The 18,698-nt window shown below is 34.4% G+C and carries 15 protein-coding genes; 1 reads left to right on the top strand and 14 read right to left on the bottom strand.

Translation table 11 applies throughout. The annotated features are described in order from the left end of the window. Position 1: 1 nt before the first annotated feature. From LBU54_RS04275 to uvrA, 14 genes are all read right to left on the bottom strand, one after another. Entirely contained in the window at positions 2-580 is a 579-nt protein-coding gene (locus LBU54_RS04275) for a DUF4136 domain-containing protein (RefSeq protein WP_224526348.1), read from the bottom strand. Between the two features lie 83 nt (positions 581-663). Next, on the bottom strand, positions 664-1,146 hold the full coding sequence (locus LBU54_RS04270) for a hypothetical protein (RefSeq protein ID WP_224526346.1): 483 nt from the start codon (positions 1,144-1,146) through the stop codon (positions 664-666). A 1-nt stretch (position 1,147) separates the two neighbouring features. Continuing rightward, the gene (locus LBU54_RS04265; protein WP_224526344.1) at positions 1,148-1,840 is read right to left on the bottom strand and encodes a LytR/AlgR family response regulator transcription factor; all 693 of its coding nucleotides are present in this window, start codon (positions 1,838-1,840) and stop codon (positions 1,148-1,150) included. Further along, positions 1,830-2,894, bottom strand: coding sequence for a sensor histidine kinase (locus LBU54_RS04260; RefSeq protein ID WP_224526342.1), 1,065 nt, complete (start codon positions 2,892-2,894; stop codon positions 1,830-1,832). The genes LBU54_RS04265 and LBU54_RS04260 overlap by 11 nt, the downstream gene beginning before the upstream one ends. Beyond that, positions 2,881-3,543, bottom strand: a complete 663-nt coding sequence (locus LBU54_RS04255; protein WP_224526340.1) for a hypothetical protein — start codon at positions 3,541-3,543, stop codon at positions 2,881-2,883. The genes LBU54_RS04260 and LBU54_RS04255 overlap by 14 nt, the downstream gene beginning before the upstream one ends. A 121-nt stretch (positions 3,544-3,664) precedes the next feature. After that, the gene (locus LBU54_RS04250) at positions 3,665-3,934 is read right to left on the bottom strand and encodes a YidH family protein (protein ID WP_224526338.1); all 270 of its coding nucleotides are present in this window, start codon (positions 3,932-3,934) and stop codon (positions 3,665-3,667) included. Continuing rightward, positions 3,934-5,544 carry a class I SAM-dependent methyltransferase gene (locus LBU54_RS04245; protein ID WP_224526336.1) on the bottom strand — a complete coding sequence of 537 codons (1,611 nt, stop codon included), beginning with the start codon at positions 5,542-5,544 and terminating at the stop codon, positions 3,934-3,936. The genes LBU54_RS04250 and LBU54_RS04245 overlap by 1 nt, the downstream gene beginning before the upstream one ends. Positions 5,545-5,826: 282 nt before the next feature. After that, complete coding sequence (gene ppk2, locus LBU54_RS04240; RefSeq protein ID WP_224526334.1) at positions 5,827-6,657, bottom strand: polyphosphate kinase 2; 831 nt, start codon at positions 6,655-6,657, stop codon at positions 5,827-5,829. Further along, positions 6,657-7,511 carry a polyphosphate kinase 2 gene (ppk2, locus tag LBU54_RS04235; protein WP_224526332.1) on the bottom strand — a complete coding sequence of 285 codons (855 nt, stop codon included), beginning with the start codon at positions 7,509-7,511 and terminating at the stop codon, positions 6,657-6,659. The genes ppk2 (LBU54_RS04240) and ppk2 (LBU54_RS04235) overlap by 1 nt, the downstream gene beginning before the upstream one ends. Before the next feature lie 129 nt (positions 7,512-7,640). Beyond that, on the bottom strand, positions 7,641-10,052 hold the full coding sequence (locus LBU54_RS04230) for an alpha-ketoacid dehydrogenase subunit alpha/beta (RefSeq protein WP_224526330.1): 2,412 nt from the start codon (positions 10,050-10,052) through the stop codon (positions 7,641-7,643). A 155-nt stretch (positions 10,053-10,207) separates the two neighbouring features. Beyond that, positions 10,208-13,048, bottom strand: a complete 2,841-nt coding sequence (locus tag LBU54_RS04225) for a gluzincin family metallopeptidase (protein ID WP_224526328.1) — start codon at positions 13,046-13,048, stop codon at positions 10,208-10,210. Further along, positions 13,045-14,319 carry a T9SS type A sorting domain-containing protein gene (locus tag LBU54_RS04220; RefSeq protein ID WP_224526326.1) on the bottom strand — a complete coding sequence of 425 codons (1,275 nt, stop codon included), beginning with the start codon at positions 14,317-14,319 and terminating at the stop codon, positions 13,045-13,047. Before LBU54_RS04220 ends, LBU54_RS04225 begins: the two co-directional genes overlap by 4 nt. 26 nt (positions 14,320-14,345) lie before the next feature. Then, on the bottom strand, positions 14,346-15,032 hold the full coding sequence (locus LBU54_RS04215) for an LOG family protein (RefSeq protein WP_224526324.1): 687 nt from the start codon (positions 15,030-15,032) through the stop codon (positions 14,346-14,348). An 86-nt stretch (positions 15,033-15,118) separates the two neighbouring features. Continuing rightward, complete coding sequence (gene uvrA / locus LBU54_RS04210; RefSeq protein WP_224526322.1) at positions 15,119-17,953, bottom strand: excinuclease ABC subunit UvrA; 2,835 nt, start codon at positions 17,951-17,953, stop codon at positions 15,119-15,121. Between the two features lie 182 nt (positions 17,954-18,135). Here uvrA and LBU54_RS04205 point away from each other — a divergent pair, with 182 nt between their 5' ends. Beyond that, positions 18,136-18,663: a hypothetical protein gene (locus tag LBU54_RS04205; protein WP_224526320.1), complete on the top strand. Its 528-nt coding sequence runs from the start codon at positions 18,136-18,138 to the stop codon at positions 18,661-18,663. Positions 18,664-18,698: the final 35 nt, after the last annotated feature.

Genomic DNA, 18,698 nt, shown 5'->3' with positions numbered 1-18,698 from the left:
ATTAGAAAACTTCATATTCTTTTGCTTCATCTGGATTAGGCGCAACTAAGGTTTTGGGATATGTTTCATAAAGTTCCTTAACCAAGCCATTAACATAGGATTTAAGTTTTTTCTTTGGTTGGTTTAAATCGCAAATTATTGAGGCATGCCACAAAACTTTCTTAGATTCAAAATCTGCAACATAAACCACTAGTGTTTCCTCCTCAAACGTTTGTGTGTGTATGGTACAATTCTCCCAATATTCTAGTTCCTCAGAATGTTCACAATCTGTAAATTCTGCAGTTTCTTCGCTTATAAGCAATCTGAATCCGGCCTGTAATTCTGGATTTAAGACATTTGTACGATGACCTTTGTTTTCAATTTCTATAGCCACAGCGTCTCCAATTAGACGTCTAATTTCTTCATTGTCCATTTGAGGATGGTTCGTATGCTCTACAAAAAAATCGTCCATACAAAGTACATAGGTTTCAAATTGATTAAAATCAACCTCAAGGTTGTAATCGTAAACGACTTCGCTCGTAGATGCACAGGCAAAGATTAAGAATAAAGTTAAGATTGAAAAAAGGTTGCGCGTTTTCATTATACCAATATTTTGAATCAAAACTAAAGTTCTTAATATTTATGAAGAATAACTATGACAAATGTCAAGTTTAGTAGGAATGTCTATTTAAGATGTTCAATATCTTCTAGTTGTACCGTGTAATCGTATTGTAAATCTGCATGAAGTGCTTTGATTTTTTTCTGGATTGCAAGAATTTGTCTTTGATACAAATTGCTCAGCATACGGTTTCTATGTATGGAGGGGCTAATGCCATTTAGACGTTCGCAGAAATAGAGGAGAAGCTCAATTTCCGTAGTTTTTTTATTTGAATAGCGACTGTATGTTCTTATTTGACGCAAAATTTTACGTATGGTCTTTTTCATGTAGAAATAGCTGTCCGTATTCATAGATTCAAATAACGCATCCAAGGTTTTTTTAACGCTTAAAACATAGCCGTCTTCATCATGTGCTTCAAATAATAAATAGGTGAGTAGGGCCTTATTTTCCTTTTTAAACCTGCCTAGGCGCAAACATAATGCGAGTAAATCCTCTTTGGATGAGTGTTGTAATTCTTTCTTAATAGTAACAATAGATTCAATCTTCATGTTACAAATTTAATGCATTTAAAACGGTTTGTTTATAGGTCTGGCCTACCGGAATAATATGACTTTCAATGGTGATTTGGTTGCCAGAAAGGTGTGTCATTTTATTTAGATTAATACTAAAAGACTTGTGTACCCTTAAGAAATATTCAGGAAGGCTATCAAGTAAATTAGAAAAAGTGCTATGTGTTACAATTGTTGCGGTTTTAGTGTGAACTTTTACATAATCACCAAAAGCCTCCAGGTAAAGTATGTCTTCAAAAAGAACTTTGTGAAGGGCCTTGTTTTCTTTTAGAATAATAAAATCTTTTTTTTCTTCATCAAGATAAAGAAGATTAATCGTTTTATTGATTGCTGTTAGAAACCGCTCAAAAGAAAATGGTTTTAATAAATAGTCAATTGCATTAACTTCAAATCCATCAACTGCATATTGCGGGTATGCAGTGGTGAAAATTACTTTTGGTGGATTTGTCAATCCTTTATAAAATTCGATGCCAGATTGTTTGGGCATGTTAATATCCAAAAATATCAAATCAACCTGCTCATTTAACTGAAGGAATTTAAATGCTTCAGATGCATTATTACAAGTAGCCTTAAGCGTCAATCTATTGACTTCACTTATGAAATGTTGCAATACCTTTTGAGAAGATATTTCATCATCTACAATTATACATGAAATAGTGTTTTTAGATTTCATCAGTTAAGGTTAAAGTAACTTTAAAAATATCCGATTGATCTTCGATTATCAATTTATGATGGTTGGGATATACCAAATTTAAATTATTCTTTAGATTAACTAGGCCCACACCAGAATGTTTATCTTCAATTGTATTTTTTGAAGAAATATTAGCATTAGAAATAGCGAAAATAAAATTATGGTTCTTTTGATTAAGGCTAATTTTAATTGGTGTTTCAGTTTCTCCAGACACAATTCCATGTTTGTAACTATTCTCCAGTAATGGCAGTAATAGCATTGGGTATATCTTGAAATCTTCATTTTCGATTTCAATAGTTAATTCTGTTGCATTTGGAGTTTTTACCCTATAATTTTGAAATTCAATATAGTTTTTGAGTAGGATTATTTCGTCCTTGAGGCTTACCTTTTCAGAATCCGAATCATATATAACATACCTTAAAATATCCGATAACTGAACTATAGCTTTAGAGATATCCTCTTTTTTTTCTAGAGCTAGGGCGTATATTACATTAAGTGAATTGAATAAAAAATGAGGATTAATTTGCGATCTCAAGGCAGTTAACTGGGTTTCGAATAGAAGACTTTTATTCCTCAGAATTTTATTTTGGTTGCTATTAAAGTAAAACCAATCTTCGCCTAATTTTAATAGTGTAGCGCTAATTAGGAAAATAGCAATAACTATAACCAAATTATTATCGGTTAAATAAGAAATAAAAAAGTATGATGGAAATAATAAATCTAGAATATGGAGAAAAAATTTGTAAATAACGTAACCGAATATAACACCTGTGAGTGTATGAGAAATCGCATATAATGCGTACTTTTCTTTTCTTAGAAATCTGGGTATTAACAAATAAAAGTTGATGCAAACAGGCACTGCTATCATCAATAAAAATCCAATTGTATAAATAAGGTCTATTATAACTGGTTGTTTGCCTTTTGAAAAAACAAAAATCAGAATAAGAAATGCCAATGTCCACAGCACACTATGAAAAACTAATGGCCTGTGGACATTTTTTGATTTTAATATCTGATAAAAATTAAGGCTTGGCATTTGCTGGAATTAAAGTTTTAATAACGTCTTTATCCCATTTTTTTTCAATGTCTGAGGCCATGAATTTTTTTAAGAATTTATAGAGTTCTTCACTACTTGCAGTCAGGATAAAATCCTCATCAATTCCTGTTTTTTCATGTTTTATTTTAATCTTTTTCTGGTCTATAAGGTTTTTTAATACAGATTCATCTAACCATTTGAATTTTATGGAGCCATCCTCTTGAAAATCAACAAATGCTGCAGAATGGGTTTTCAATAGGTGCTGAGCAGCCAAGCCATTGATACCGCTATCCTCAAAGTCGAAAGGCGTGAAATCAAGAAAAAGATGCTCATCTACCATGAATGGCATAGCGAGGAAAAGTGCTTCCTTTTCAGAACTTGTGTAATTTATTATATAGGCTTCTTTATATGATTCAAAAGCTTCTTTATCTTCTTCCTTTAAGATAAGATTACCTTCATTATCTTTTTCCCATGACTCTTTAAAGGATGTAATTTGCCAAGTACTATTTTTTCCTGTGGTCCAATTCCCTATTAGTTTTTCATTAAATTTTACATGTTCCTTGAGATAGAACGGTCGTATTGACTTAACAATGCATGAACTAAGCATAAACAATAGACCAATGACTACTATGGATCTTAATTTTCTCATGTCTTTTAGATTTTAAGTTTAATCAAATTTCCAATTGTTCTTTTGGTAAAACAACAAATTTCGACAAACACGCATCTCCTAATGCTAAACACTTTTGAACCTTAAACTTTTAGCTTAATGACTAAAGTTCGTAATGTTTTCTGATTTTTCGTTTAACCCTTAAGAGTCTGTAAATTCCTATGGCAAGAATAATGGCAGAAACAATCACTAAAATAACACCAAATGACTCCAGATCGGAAAACATCTCTAGTTTAATAATTGTTACACCTGTTCCTAAGAGAACTAGAAATGTTCTAAAATAAGCTAAGAAAGTGCGTTCGTTTGCTAGCTTTGTCCGTTCAATTGCGAGCCAGTCTCTTTTAATAAGATGGTCTTTTTTATTGTTGCTCATTAATTCTTTCCTTTTAAGAGGTTAATACTCACGGTTGCTAGTTCGTTGTCAGGAAAACGTGCAAAGTGGTTATCATCTGGTTCTAGCCCAGCTTTTTTTGCCATCTTTCTAAACACATCAACTTCGAGAATATATTGATCGCTGAAACCATGAGTGGCATCATAAGCAGTTGCAGGAGTCATTCCGATATTATTGGCAGTAAACTTCGGATTTATAGTATGTAATTCAATAATGAGCAATCCAAACTTTTCCACATAAGGTTTCCATTTAGCTAAATGCTCTAACAAAGATGACTCAACAGCATTATTAGATAGTCGTTTGCCAATAGATGCAAAAGCACCAGTTGAAGTGCTCAATAAATCATAAGAATTCTTGGGTGGGTTCCAAATCCTATTATGATCCAGAAACGTTCTAACATTTAATAAATCCCTAAGTTCAATATTATAGTCTTCCTTTAAATCGGATGCCAATATTTCTGGTCTTCCTATATCTCCCCAAATAACCTTTGCCCAAATATCAGCTTTTATGAGATTAGCGCGCGTTACTTTCAGCGCTTCTTTATTGAAATCAGCACCCACCAAAAGTAACGGATACTCGTCTAACATGGTGCCTCTATGTGTCTGTTGATCAATAACACTAAAAATATGTTCTATGAAAGCACCATTGCCACAGCCCATGTCTAATATGCCCTTAGGTTGTTCTTCTATTGGACGATTAAATAAATCGATAATGACTTTATCTATCACTTTAAAATAGGTTGCGTGTGCACCACCACTTCCCCAAACATTCATTTCTCGATGCACGTGCTTTTCGGGTTCATTTGCTGAAGTTCTTTGCAATACATTGGGATTACCAAAAATGAGTTCGTCTAGTTGCAGAAATGTTGGAATATAGGATACGGTTACACCATAGGCACTTGCGCGTTTCGCAAAAAATAGACCCTTATCTGTAAATTGATAGGTGCTTCTTTTTTTATTAAACCAACCTAGATGCGAAAAGAAATCGAGTATTTTTCTGAAACTTTCCGGATCACTGTGGTACTCTTCAGCTGTGAATGAAGCCTCCATAAAATATTTATGGAACAGACCGTTAACCCCAAGCAGTACAATAATTGGGCCTGCTATTGCACCTTCAATGTGCTTTAATACTTGGAATTCTATTGATGACTCGTCCGTGTCATCTAAACCAAATTTAACTTCAATTTTTTTAAATATGCGTTCTAATGCTATAAACGCATCAACACTAATCATTTTATCCTCAGCAAAGCGATCGGAATACTTTAACAGCTGGACAGCATCTTCATATAATGGCGCTAGCGAAAATGCTTTAGAACTATTCTTGTTGATCTTATAGGTTACACTATTCGCCTTATTATCCAATTCTTGTTTTAGCCAACCTTGTGAACACAATACTCTTAAGGCAACATTTAAATAACCTTCATTGGCATTAAATTCTTTGGTCAGGTCAGTTAGGTTAACAACTTTTTTATCTACCAGATAATCTAATACCTTGTGTTTGTGAAGTGTGTAGGTCGTTGTGGCTGTAGCGATTCCATCTAAGTGTCTAAATATGGTACTTCTTAGCCTTGATTTATCTGATTTTGTTAGCATTGATTTAGTTTGAATTAAAGATATAAAAAAAGCACTTATGACTATAAGTGCATGTGTTTGGTTAAGTCTAAAATCATTAAGTTATATCCATTTTGCCTTTATAAGATGGCGGATTTGGCCTTATCTTCAATTGCCTTTTGATGATTTCAAAATTGAGGATAAACGACATGATTGCTAAAGATAAGTATCAATTTCTTCTTATTCTGTTTATAGAAGTAAATTTCAGACTATTAAAGTATTTAATAGAGCAAGCACAAACCTTTTTATAGTATTTAAAATTGCTTATTCTTCTTGCATTAAGGTCTTAAATGGTTTTGGTTTAATACGCTCAGTATCCTTAACCTCGTAAGGTATTTCTTTAAGTATGTATTCAAAGGCTCTAATTCTGGCATTTGTCTTCCTATTAGCTTTTATAACTTTCCATGGCGCTGCCACTTGTGTTTTTTCGAACATAGCCTCTTTGTATCTCGTATATTCATCCCAAAGCGAAAGTGCGCGTCTATCAACTTCACTATACTTCCATTTTTTATGAGGTGAATTTAATATGTCTTTAAAGCGTCTTTCTTGTTCGGTTTTTGTAATTGAGAAATAAAGTTTTAGCAAGATTATTCCAGAATCTTGCAGCATCTTTTCAAACTCGTTAACCTGGCCCATGAAAATATCGTACTCCTTTTGTGTACAGAATCCGTTAACGGGTTCTACTACAGCTCTGTTATACCAGCTTCTGTCAAAAAATACAATTTCTCCATTATTTGGCAATCGGTTTATATAACGTTGAAAATACCACTGACCCAATTCTGTTTGGTTTGGTTTAGGCAAGGCAACAACTCTGATAGCACGAGGCGGTAAATGTTGTATTATTCTTCTTATTGCTCCTCCTTTTCCGGCTGCGTCACGACCTTCAAATAAGATAATAACCTTCTTGTCATTTCTAGCAACCCATTGTTGTAGAATAAGCATTTCTTCTTGAAGTTTTTCAAGTCGTTTTTCATATTTCACGTTTTTAACGGATTTTTGAGGGTCTAATCCCTTTTGCCTTAAAAGTGCCTCAACACCTTTTCTTGTGCTGAGTATACTTATGTCCTTTTCTGAAATTGCATCTATTTTGTTCATTACTGATCTAGTTGAATGGTGTTTCTAAAATAACGTTGTACAATGTTTGGGTCGGGTAACAGTGTTTTACAAATACTTCCTTTATTTTCATAATCAAAAAGGCTAAGTACGTACTTTATACTCTCTAATCGAGCAAGTTTCTTGTCATTAGATTTAATGATGACCCAAGGACTAAAATGGTTATGTGTTCTACTAAACATCTGGTTTTTATAAACCGTAAATTCATCCCAGAGTTCTTGTCCCTTTTCATCTACAGGACTGAATTTCCATTTTTTTAATGGATTGTTAAGTCTTTTTTCAAATCGTCTTTGTTGCTCATCTTTTGAAACTGAAAACCAAAATTTTATAATATAAGTACCAGATTCAAAAAGCATATGTTCAAATTCAGGAACTTGAATAATGAATCGATTATATTGGGTTTTGTCACAGAAACCCATTACAGGCTCTACTACTGCGCGGTTGTACCAACTACGGTCAAAGAATACAATTTCACCAGCATTTGGTAATTCTTTGATGTAACGATTAAAATACCATTGATTTTTTTCAACTTCGGTCGGTTTATTTAAAGCAACAACGCGCATTGCCCTTGGATTTAGGTGCTCTTTAAAGCGTTTTATCGTACCGCCTTTACCAGATGCGTCCCTTCCTTCAAAAATGATGGCAATTTTTTTATTTTCTTTTTGAACCCAACGTTGAAACTGGACTAGCTCTGCTTGTAAAGGCAAAAGCTCTTGTTCATAGGCATATTTATCCAGTGCTTTTTGGTAGATTAGGTTTGTGGCTTTGTTGGCCTCTAAATAATTGACTAAATCTGATTTGCGCTTGAATGAATTCAATAGCTCTCTTGTAAGCATAGATTAGTATTGTTTTGTCAGTTAAACTCAAATCTATTCAATAAGGGTAACAAATATTATGACATATGTCATGCAAAAAAATAAAGCCTTCATTATTGAAGGCTTTAATCTGCTATTTATCAATCAAGATTATCTTAAAGATGGATAATCTGTAGGATTCGTTTCATTCATTATTTCATATACGGCTTCAAAAATATCTTCTGCCGATGGTTTAGAAAAATAATCACCATCCGTACCGTAGGCTGGTCTGTGTGGTTTAGCTGCGAGTGTTTTTGGCTGACTATCTAAATATTGAAATGCATTTTGGTTATTTAAGACTTCATTTAAAATATAAGCTGAAGCGCCTCCTTCAACATCTTCATCTATAATTAGAACTCGGTTTGTTTTTGCTATACTTTTTGAAATGTCCTGATTAATATCTAATGGCAATAAGGATTGCACATCGATTACCTCAGCGTCAATACCAACTTCTTGCAGTTCTTGTGCTGCTTGCATCACTAGCCGTAATGTAGAGCCGTATGAAACCAGTGTAATATCTTCTCCTTCTTTTAGGGTCTCAACAACACCAATCGGTGTTTTAAATTCACCAATATTATTCGGTAATTTCTCTTTTAGCCTGTAACCATTTAGACACTCCACAATTAAGGCAGGTTCGTCACTCTCTAAGAGTGTATTATAAAATCCTGCTGCTTTGGTCATGTCACGAGGGACCAAAACATGTATGCCACGTATTAAATTTAAAATACCACCCATCTGAGAACCAGAATGCCAAATGCCTTCCAACCTGTGACCACGTGTTCTAACAATTAACGGTGCCTTTTGACGGCCTTTAGTACGATATTGCAGTGTTGCTAAATCATCACTCATTATTTGTAGTGCATACATGAGATAATCTAAATATTGAATCTCTGCAATTGGTCTTAAACCTCGCATTGCCATTCCAATACCTTGGCCTACTATAGTCGCTTCTCTTATTCCCGTATCTGCAACCCTTAAGTCACCATACTTTTCTTGTAGCCCTTCCAAACCTTGATTAACATCGCCAATATAACCGGAATCCTCACCAAAAATCAATGCTTGAGGATATTTATTAAAAATTGCATCAAAATTTTCCCTTAACACAATTCTTCCGTCTACAAGTTCTGCATTATTGTTATAAGTTGGTTCTACAGCTTTTTGGTTCAGTGCATTAAAATTAGATTGACTATGCAAATGCGAACTGTACTTAGGCTGGTTTTCGTCAAAATAGTTTTTTATCCAATTTTGAAGTGCTCGTTTCTCATCTGTTTCTTCAAGTAGAACATAGCGCAATGCCTTGCGCGCTATGGATAAGACGTCTCTTCTTAATGGTTCACTTATATCATTTAACTCCTGCTTAAGTTTATTTATAAATACTGCATTTGGACTTGAAGAAGCCAATTTATCTAAAACGGAAACCGCTTCATTTCTATCTTCCAATATAGGCTGAAGAAAGGCATTCCAAGCCGCTTTTTTACCGTCTCTTACGGCCTTTTTGACCTCTTTTTCCAGGGCAGTAAGTTCTTCTTCTGTGGCGATATTATTTTCAATCATCCACTTTCGCATCTGAGCATTACAATCATACTCAACTTCCCAAGATAATCGGTCATTATCTTTGTAGCGCTCATGGGAACCAGAAGTAGAATGTCCCTGAGGTTGTGTCAATTCTTGAACGTGGATTAAAACAGGTACATGTTCATTTCTTGCGATCTTGGCAGCACGTTGATAAACATCAATAAGTTCTGGATAATTCCAACCTTTTACTCTGAAAATTTCGTAACCATCTTCTTCTTCCGTACGCTGAAACCCTTTAAGGATTTCTGAAATATTCTCTTTAGTTGTCTGGTGCTTTGCATGAACAGAAATTCCATAATCATCGTCCCAAACACTAACAACCATTGGTACTTGTAAGACACCTGCTGCGTTTATTGTTTCAAAAAACAAACCTTCACTTGTACTAGCATTACCTATTGTTCCCCATGCTACTTCATTTCCGTTTTCCGAGAAGTTCGTAGTATCAATACCTTGAACTTTTCTATATATTTTTGAAGCTTGTGCAAGACCAAGCAGTCGTGGCATTTGACCAGCTGTTGGAGAAATATCTGAACTTGAATTCTTCTGTTTTGTAAGATCTTTCCATTGTCCTTTTTCATCTAAACTATGAGTCGTAAAATGCCCACCCATTTGTCTTCCCGCAGACATTGGTTCCTGCTGTAAATCTGTATTGGCATATAAACCGGCAAAAAACTGTTCAACAGTTAGTTCGCCGATTGCCATCATAAACGTCTGATCTCTGTAATATCCTGATCTAAAATCGCCATTGGCAAATGCTTTTGCCCAGGCAATTTGGGGTATTTCTTTTCCCCCACCGAAAATTCCAAATTTCGCTTTTCCTGTTAAGACTTCCCTGCGTCCTAGTAAACTACATTCACGACTTGTAACAGCTAACTTGTAATCATTGATTACTTCAGCCTTAAAATCCTCAAATGTAATTTCTGTTTTAATGTCAGGGTTTGTCTTCATTTATTTCGAATAATTAAAGATGCAAAGTTATGTAAAACAAAGATTTTACGCAACAGTCAAAACTGTTATAAATTTGAAATATTCTCAGTTTATAGCATTAAACCTTTCATATTTTTGAATAAAATCTAAAATATTAACATTTTGATAAGAATTTGCTAATACCATTTACGCCTAAATAAGCCGAGTAATACTTGGGGATCTACTGTTATGATAAATCGTATACGTTCAGCATAATTGGGTTGCGCAATCTCCCAGCCAAGATTTGAATATATAGGAAAGTAGAGTTCAAAATAATCTTCAACAAGATTTAGGCGTATTCCGGAGTCGTATACAAATTTTGGATTGGTAAATCTATTTTTGACTAAGCCTACATCACCATAGGCTTGAATATAGCGCCATATTGAAGTGCTAATGTTGGCTGTCGTCATCCATTGGTTAGCAAAAGGCGTGTCTAGCATAGATTTAAAACCGCCTTCGGCGATTATAATTTGCTGACTGAACAGGCCTGCTGCTTCAGAACGGCCTAAATAATTTAAATCAAATAAATAATCTGTTGGTCTATCCAGAGCAAAACTAAAAAAGTCTGAATTTGGGTCTGAATTGTTGCTAAGAAAAACACCTCCAAAAAGCCTTATGTTAATATTTCTATTTCCTTTTGTTAGACGTCTAAACTCATAAGTAACAGATAATTTACTAAACTGATCTGCCAACTGAAAGTCTGCGTTGAAACTTGAAAAATTAATTATTCCAGGATTCGCACGTGTATATCTTAAGTTAAAAACACCATAATCGGGTTCGTTTACAACAACAGTTGCATCTTCACCCAGATTACGTTTAATACTTACATACCTTGCCGTAATTAGGTCTCTTCTATCGGCTCTAAAGTCATTATTGTCTCTGAAGATTAATGAAATACTTGGCGTTAGATTTGTAAAAAAAGCATCTTGGGCAAAAGATTGATATGCTGCGCGAATACCATATGTTATGTCAAACAAGTTTTGATTTTCTAAATTATGTGTATAATAAACAGATGCAGAACCAGTAAGCGATTTTGATCTTAATGCATACTGTGGTGAAAATCTATAGTTAAGACGTTTTCTCAGTATGGTTTTGTTGTATACTTTCATGCCCAGAGTTAAACCGTCATAGATATTTTTGAATTCAATTAAAGGCATAAAAAAGACTTGATTATAGTCTGGATCTTCAATATCCTTAAAAAGTCTAAATTGAAACGGTTTATTGTAAAGAAATAAACCATTTACTGCTTTGTAATTATCTCTTTGATTAAACTCTGGTATCACATTATTATAGTCCAGTACAAATTTGTCAGTACTGTCTTTTGGTATACTAATGGTTTTAGTGCCATTAATGTGCTCAACCCATGATTTGCCTATCACCGTATCATTCTTCAATTTAAAAAGTGACACTGGCATGTCATTGTTTCTTTTATTTTTTATTGTGATTTTAATAGAATCTGCTGTTGTGACAACATCCTTTATTTTAAAATCGATTTTCTTACGGGTTTTAACGTAATCTTCAAAGAACCAATTGATGTCCTTTTTTGTTTCATTTTTTAAGAAGTTTTCAAACTCATGTGCGCTTGTGCTTTTTGTTTTTACCGTGTTTAAAAACGCCTTGATACTGGCCTTGAGTTTAATGTCATCGGTAAATTCGTCTAGATAGTTTAGTCCAACACCAGCCTTGTATTTGTTTGCAATATTGGCATTAAATTTTATGAGGGAATCCTTAGAAGTTGCTAATGGTTGGTCTCTATTTTTTCTCGCAATTTCCATGGAATAAAGAAAGTACTGAAAATTGAAATCAAGATCGGCAGCATGAAAGGCTCTAATACCCCAAATATCAGCTAACGTTCCTAATAACTTCATATCTGGGTAAAACTCTTCTACATATTTAATCAAAAAATAAATTTGGAGACCATCACTAAGCCAGTATTCTTTTCTAGGATTTATTAAAAGCGTATTGTCTAAATATTTTTTGAGTGCGGTTTTAAGCAACTTTAATTCATATTGGAACTCTTTGGGAAAAGGCCTAAGAAAAGAGGGTAATTGGTTTAGACCATAAAGAGGATCTTTATTGTATTCAATTTCAGAAACAACCAACTTTTGGTGAGGGTATTCACCAAGGTTTTCTACTAAGTATCGGGTTATTTTATCCGTTAATATTGCTTTATCTGCTGGTGCTAATCCTTTTTCATTTATGTTAGAAAGCACCACAAAATCGTCTGTTTGAACAAAACTATACCTGGGGAATCTATTAATGGATAAGTAGGTGTCAACTCTATCAGCACCCTTTAGATGGGTAACCTGATATTGTTTGTCTTCTGTAAGCCCAATTTGTCCTAAATCTAATTCAGATGTTACTTTATAATTCTTGGGATGTGTGATTTTAAGTTCAATATCTGCTTTAGGAACAAAAAGATCATTTAGATCTTTGTTACTGTAGTAGTGCCATTTGCCGTCGTAAACAGTTGGTGTTAGGTACCAATATTTTAGCTCAAAATTTTTGTTTCTAGTAAATCCGTAATCTGTAAAGGTGGCATCGGGTAGAACCAGATTGTACATTAAATGAAGTTGATAAGATTCGCCAGGATTCAAAACTGATTTCAAAGATACTTTAACAACATCAGGATGCTCAACCAAATTGGTAAAGGCTAAATCATTTCCGTTCTGGTCCTTCAAAGATGTTATGGTCGTAAATCCTCTTTGCTCACTGTTAGCTAAATGAAATTTGGTGCTAAACTCTTCTTCAAAACGTTTAGCTAAAGGTGTGGTTTTTGTAGAATAGCTATTATTCCAATCGTTAAGGTATATTTCCTGTAATGTATCTTTTGTTTTATTCTTATAAATAATGGTTTGTTTAATAGCTAATGATTTGGTTTCAACATCAACAAATGCATCTACTGTAATTTTATTTTGTCCAATTACAGTGCAGGCAAAACAAAATAGAAGGATTGATATGATATATTTTTTTATCAATGCGAAACAATGAATTTAATTGGACTCACCAGTTGATTTTGTAATTGTAAAAAATATAATCCATTGGCTAATTCCGAGCAATCAATACTAATGGATTCTTGAGTTTTTAATCTAACACGTTTTACTACTTTACCAAAACAGTCATAAATGACAAGATTTTGGTTGAATAGTTCTGGTGAAATATTCATAAATCTGAGGTAATTATCAACCAATGATTTTTCTGGTTTAAAGGACATATTTAATACAACCTCATCCATACTTAATAAGCTGCTCTCGATTGCTAAATCTAATGTAACAGGCAGGTGGTCACTAAAATTATGTAACGCATCCCTTACGGCAAAAGAATATTGAGAACCTTCTATTGCACAAGCAGTTGAATTGATGGCGCTGTTGTAACATGCAGATAAACCATTGTTACCATATACTTGATAGCTGTCTACAACGTAATTAATATTTGTTGATCCTAACATGTTTTCAGACGTCAGGATAAAATCGAATCGGTCGTCAAAACCACCAGTAGTGCCACCAAGGCCGTTTTGTGTTCTTGTAGATTGGGTAAATACATCTACAAAATTTGGATTGTTGCTCCAACTTCCCACACGATTTGCGGGATCGGTAAAGGTGATATTATTTGTGTCTTGTAGCAATTGTTGAAATGCAGGCTCAGAAGCAGTATACAAATTTAAGTCACCTCCTAAGAGGACATTAGTCTCAGGCGGAAGAGTACTAAGATAATTGTCCAACTCCACAACCATATTAAAGCGTCGCAATTGGTTTTCAACACCATTAGAGGCTTTTAAATGACAAACTATGACATACAATTCAATTGGGTTTGTATCTTGATCCACAGTATTGACTTTAAGTTTATAAATATTAAAGTCTCTTAAATCCGTTGGTACAATAATTTCGTCTTCCAAGATAAATTTTGCGCTATCGTAATATAGTTGATTCTGTAAATCATTTTGGTCTCCAGTTGTATCATCAGAAGTATTAGAGGTATAGGTTGCCATCTCATAAGTTGACACGATTGAGGATTTAGTGATATTAAGGATGCTGTTGGCACCTGTAGCATTGTTCAATTCACATACCAAGAATAAATCAGGTTGATAGTCCGATAGTATAAATTCTAAATCTTCCTCTCTATTGGGGACGGCTTCTTCTAGAGGATAGTTAAGCAGATTATAAAACATTACTTTGAAGGTCTCCTGCGCAGATACGTCTGTCCACAATAGACAAAACAAAACAAAACATCCTATTATATTCTTTTTCATAGCGTTGAAATTAATAAAGGAGTAGTTTAAAAATTAGGGCTTAATCTGTATTCTTTATAGAAATTATTTAATATTTCAATGACTTCATCTGCGTCGTCAACCACATGAAAAAGATCTAAATCTTTTGGGCTAATATTTCCAGCTTCCAGAAGTGTATTCTTGATCCATTCTACCAAACCACCCCAAAATTCTTTTCCGACCAAAATAATCGGGAAAGTCTCTATTTTTAGCGTTTGTATAAGGGTCATTGCCTCAAACAATTCATCTAAAGTGCCAAATCCGCCAGGCATTACCACAAAACCTTGAGAGTATTTAACAAACATAACTTTGCGTACAAAGAAATAATCAAAGTCTAGGCTCTTGTCTCCATCAATATAGGGATTGTCATGTTGTTCAAAAGGGAGTTCTATATTTAAGCCAACAGATGTACCTCCAGCTATATAAGCACCTTTGTTGCCTGCTTCCATAATACCAGGACCACCTCCAGTAATAACGCCGTAACCATGTTCTACAATCTTACTGGCAACCCTTTCTGCGAGTTTGTAATATTTATGGTCTGGTTTAGTTCTGGCCGAGCCAAAAACCGAAATGCATGGCCCAATTTTGCTGAGTTTTTCATAACCAGTTACAAATTCCCCCATTATTTTAAATATGGCCCAAGAATCGTTGGTTTTGATTTCGTTCCAGCCCTTGTGTTTGTGTTCTTTCCTCATGTATTTAATACTAAATTATGCTTAGAAAACTGTTTAAATATAGCTTTTATTATGGTTATGGAGAATTGAAAAATTGTAAATTAAACTTAATTTTGGTGAAGCTCTTTCTTTAGAAATTTGGCAGTATAGCTTTTCTTATCCTTGATAATTTGTTCTGGTGTACCTTTCGCGACAACTTCACCACCACCTTTTCCACCCTCATAGCCAATGTCAATAATATAATCTACGGTTTTAATAACATCTAAATTATGTTCTATGATTAGTACCGTATTTCCTTTGTCAACAAGTTTATTTAGCACTTTCATCAAAACTCTAATATCTTCAAAATGAAGACCAGTTGTAGGCTCATCCAATATATAAAATGTATTTCCAGTATCACGTTTACTTAGTTCTGTAGCGAGCTTAATGCGTTGGGCCTCACCGCCAGATAGTGTGGTACTTTGTTGACCTAGGGTGATGTAGCCTAGGCCAACATCTTCTATTGTTTTTAGCTTACGGTGAATCTTTGGAATGTGTTCAAAAAATGAAACTGCCTCTTCAATGGTCATGTTCAAAACATCGCTAATTGATTTTCCCTTGTACCTGATTTCTAATGTTTCTCTATTAAAGCGTTTGCCTTGACAGGTTTCACATTCAACATAGACATCTGGTAAAAAGTTCATTTCAATAACTCTCACACCACCGCCTTGACAGGTCTCACATCGTCCGCCAGCAACATTAAAGCTAAATCTTCCAGGTTTGTAGCCTCTAATCATGGCTTCCGGAATTTGGGCAAATAATTTCCTTATTTCGTCAAATGTTTTTGTGTATGTAGCTGGATTACTTCTTGGTGTTCGGCCAATCGGCGATTGATTAATATCTATAACCTTGTCAATGTGTTCCAAGCCTTTAATTGATTTAAAAGGCATTGGCTTTTTAACGGCATTGAAGAAATGTGCATTTAAAATAGGGTAGAGGGTTTCGTTAATCAAGGTAGATTTCCCACTACCAGAAACACCTGTTACACCTATCATTTTTCCGAGAGGAAATTCTACATCAATGTTTTTAAGATTGTTGCCACTGCAACCTTTGATTATAATCTTTTTTCCATTACCCTTTCTGCGATTTTTGGGTACTTCAATTTCTTTTTCGCCGTTTAAATAAGAGGCTGTTAGGGTATGATAGTCTAGCAACTCTTTTGGTGTGCCTTCACTAATAATTTCGCCACCATGTTTGCCTGCAAACGGTCCTATATCAATGACATGATCTGCACGCTCTATCATATCCTTGTCGTGTTCTACCACGATAACGGAATTACCAACATCTCTTAATGAGGCAAGGGAATTAATCAATTTCTCGTTATCCCTTTGGTGTAAGCCAATACTTGGTTCGTCCAAAATATATAGCACACCAACAAGTTGAGAGCCTATTTGAGTGGCTAGTCTAATGCGTTGTGCTTCGCCTCCAGATAAGGATTTTGAACTTCTATTTAATGACAAATATGTTAAACCAACATCCAATAGAAATTGAACTCTATTTTTGATTTCCTTGAGTATTTCAGATGCTATTTTTTGCTGTTTTTCTGTTAACCTTTCATCTAGACTTGCCAACCAATCATAGAGTTCAATGATGTCCATATTTACGAGATCTGCAATACTTTTACCATCCACCTTAAAATTTAGGGACTCTTTCCTAAGTCGAGAACCCTCGCAAGTTGGGCATTGTATCTTGTCCATGTACTCTTTGGCCCAGCGTACTAAGGACGAAGAGTTAGATTGAAATTGGTTTTCAAGAAAATTGGCCACACCTTCAAAGTCAATATTGTAATCTCTTGTTACGCCAAGTAATTTACTCTCTACTGTAAATTTGTCTTTGCCACCATAAAGAATCATTTGCTTAGCTTCTTCTGGAACAGTCCTCCATGGGTCACTTAACGAAAAATTAAACCTTTGGGCAATAGTATCAAATTGTTTAAAGATCCAACTTTTTTTCTGTGGACCATGAGGTGCAATTGCACCATTCTTTATAGACAATGAATCGTCTGGTATAATTTTCTTTTCGTTAACAACGTATTTTTCTCCAATTCCGTTACAATCAGGACAGGCTCCCTTTGGTGAATTAAAAGAGAAATTATTAGGTTCTGGGTTTGGATAGGAGATACCGGATGAAGGGCACATTAAATTTCTACTAAAATACCTCGGCTCATTGGTATCTTGATCAATTACCATTAACACATCGTCTCCATGGTACATTGCTGTGTTAATCGATTCCATAAGACGTTTTTCATTGTCCTTGGAGTCATCTATTTTTAATCGATCAATCACAATTTCAATATCATGTGTAACGTAGCGGTCAAGCTTCATGCCTTTTTCTAGGTCAACTATATTCCCGTCTGTTCGTACTTTAACAAACCCCTGTTTTGCAATCTGTTCAAAAAGTTCTCGGTAATGGCCTTTTCTAGAACGAATTACTGGAGATAAAATATTTATTTTTTTATCCTTGTAGGCCTCGAGGATCAAATCTTTAATTTGTTCATCATTGTAGCTCACCATTTTTTCTCCAGTCTCATAACTGTAGGCATCCGCAGCTCTCGCATATAAGAGTCTTAAAAAGTCATATATTTCTGTAATTGTTCCTACAGTAGAGCGAGGTGATTTGCTAGTTGTTTTCTGTTCAATAGCAATAACAGGAGATAATCCGTCGATCTTATCAACATCGGGACGTTCCAAACTGCCAAGAAACTGCCGAGCATATGCTGAAAATGTTTCAATATACCTTCTTTGGCCTTCAGCATAAATAGTGTCAAAAGCTAATGACGATTTACCACTTCCGGACAATCCCGTGATTACCACCAATTTTTCTCGAGGTATGGTTACATCTATGTTTTTAAGATTGTGAACACGAGCACCTTTAACTTCGATTGAATCGTCTGTTGTTATCATATTTTTATGAGCAGAAATGAGTGATTTTGCAAAGTTGCAAAGGTACAACAATAAGTTGTTAATTTAATGTGAAGGCATTGTCCATAACCATAAAAGCAAGCAACAATTTTCCATAATAGATACTTATACTTAAAGGTTTAAATTTTTATATTTTTGACTATAGTTTAAAAGATTTTAAAGAAATGAAATTATTAGGGATAGGCTCGCGTATTAATCATTCTGAATTTGGTAAAGGTGTCGTGACAAATGTCACCTCAAAACATTACTGGGTTACATTCATTGAAAAAGGATTAGAAACACTAGAGATTGACGATGATTTTGAAGTTATTGAGGCTACTGAGGACGATGTAGACACGATAAGTTTTTATGAAGTAGAAAAGAGTCTACGGGATATTTTGAAAAAATGGTCTGATGTCTCGGAGGTTGTAACTATAGCGGATAAATGGAAGGGAGGTAAGTTAATCCTTGAACCTGGCGATACGAATCTTCAAGGAAAAGAAATGCCAATTGATACCTTTTTTCATAAAATAATTATGGTTAGAGATCGCTTACGTGTCATGGAACAAAAAATCAATTCAAGTAAAAACCTTGACGAACAAGAAAAAATTGATTTGCAGCAATATATCACACGTAGTTATGGCAGTCTAACTAGTTTTAATGTATTGTTTAAGCTGAAGAGTCAACAATTTGTTGGTCAAAGAGGAAAGTAGTTATTGAGTTATCTTTTACTTAATCTTTATTAAAT

It is taken from the genome of Winogradskyella alexanderae (assembly GCF_020166335.1).
Lineage (GTDB): Bacteria > Bacteroidota > Bacteroidia > Flavobacteriales > Flavobacteriaceae > Winogradskyella > Winogradskyella alexanderae.
This window is presented reverse-complemented; position numbering and strand designations above follow the sequence as displayed.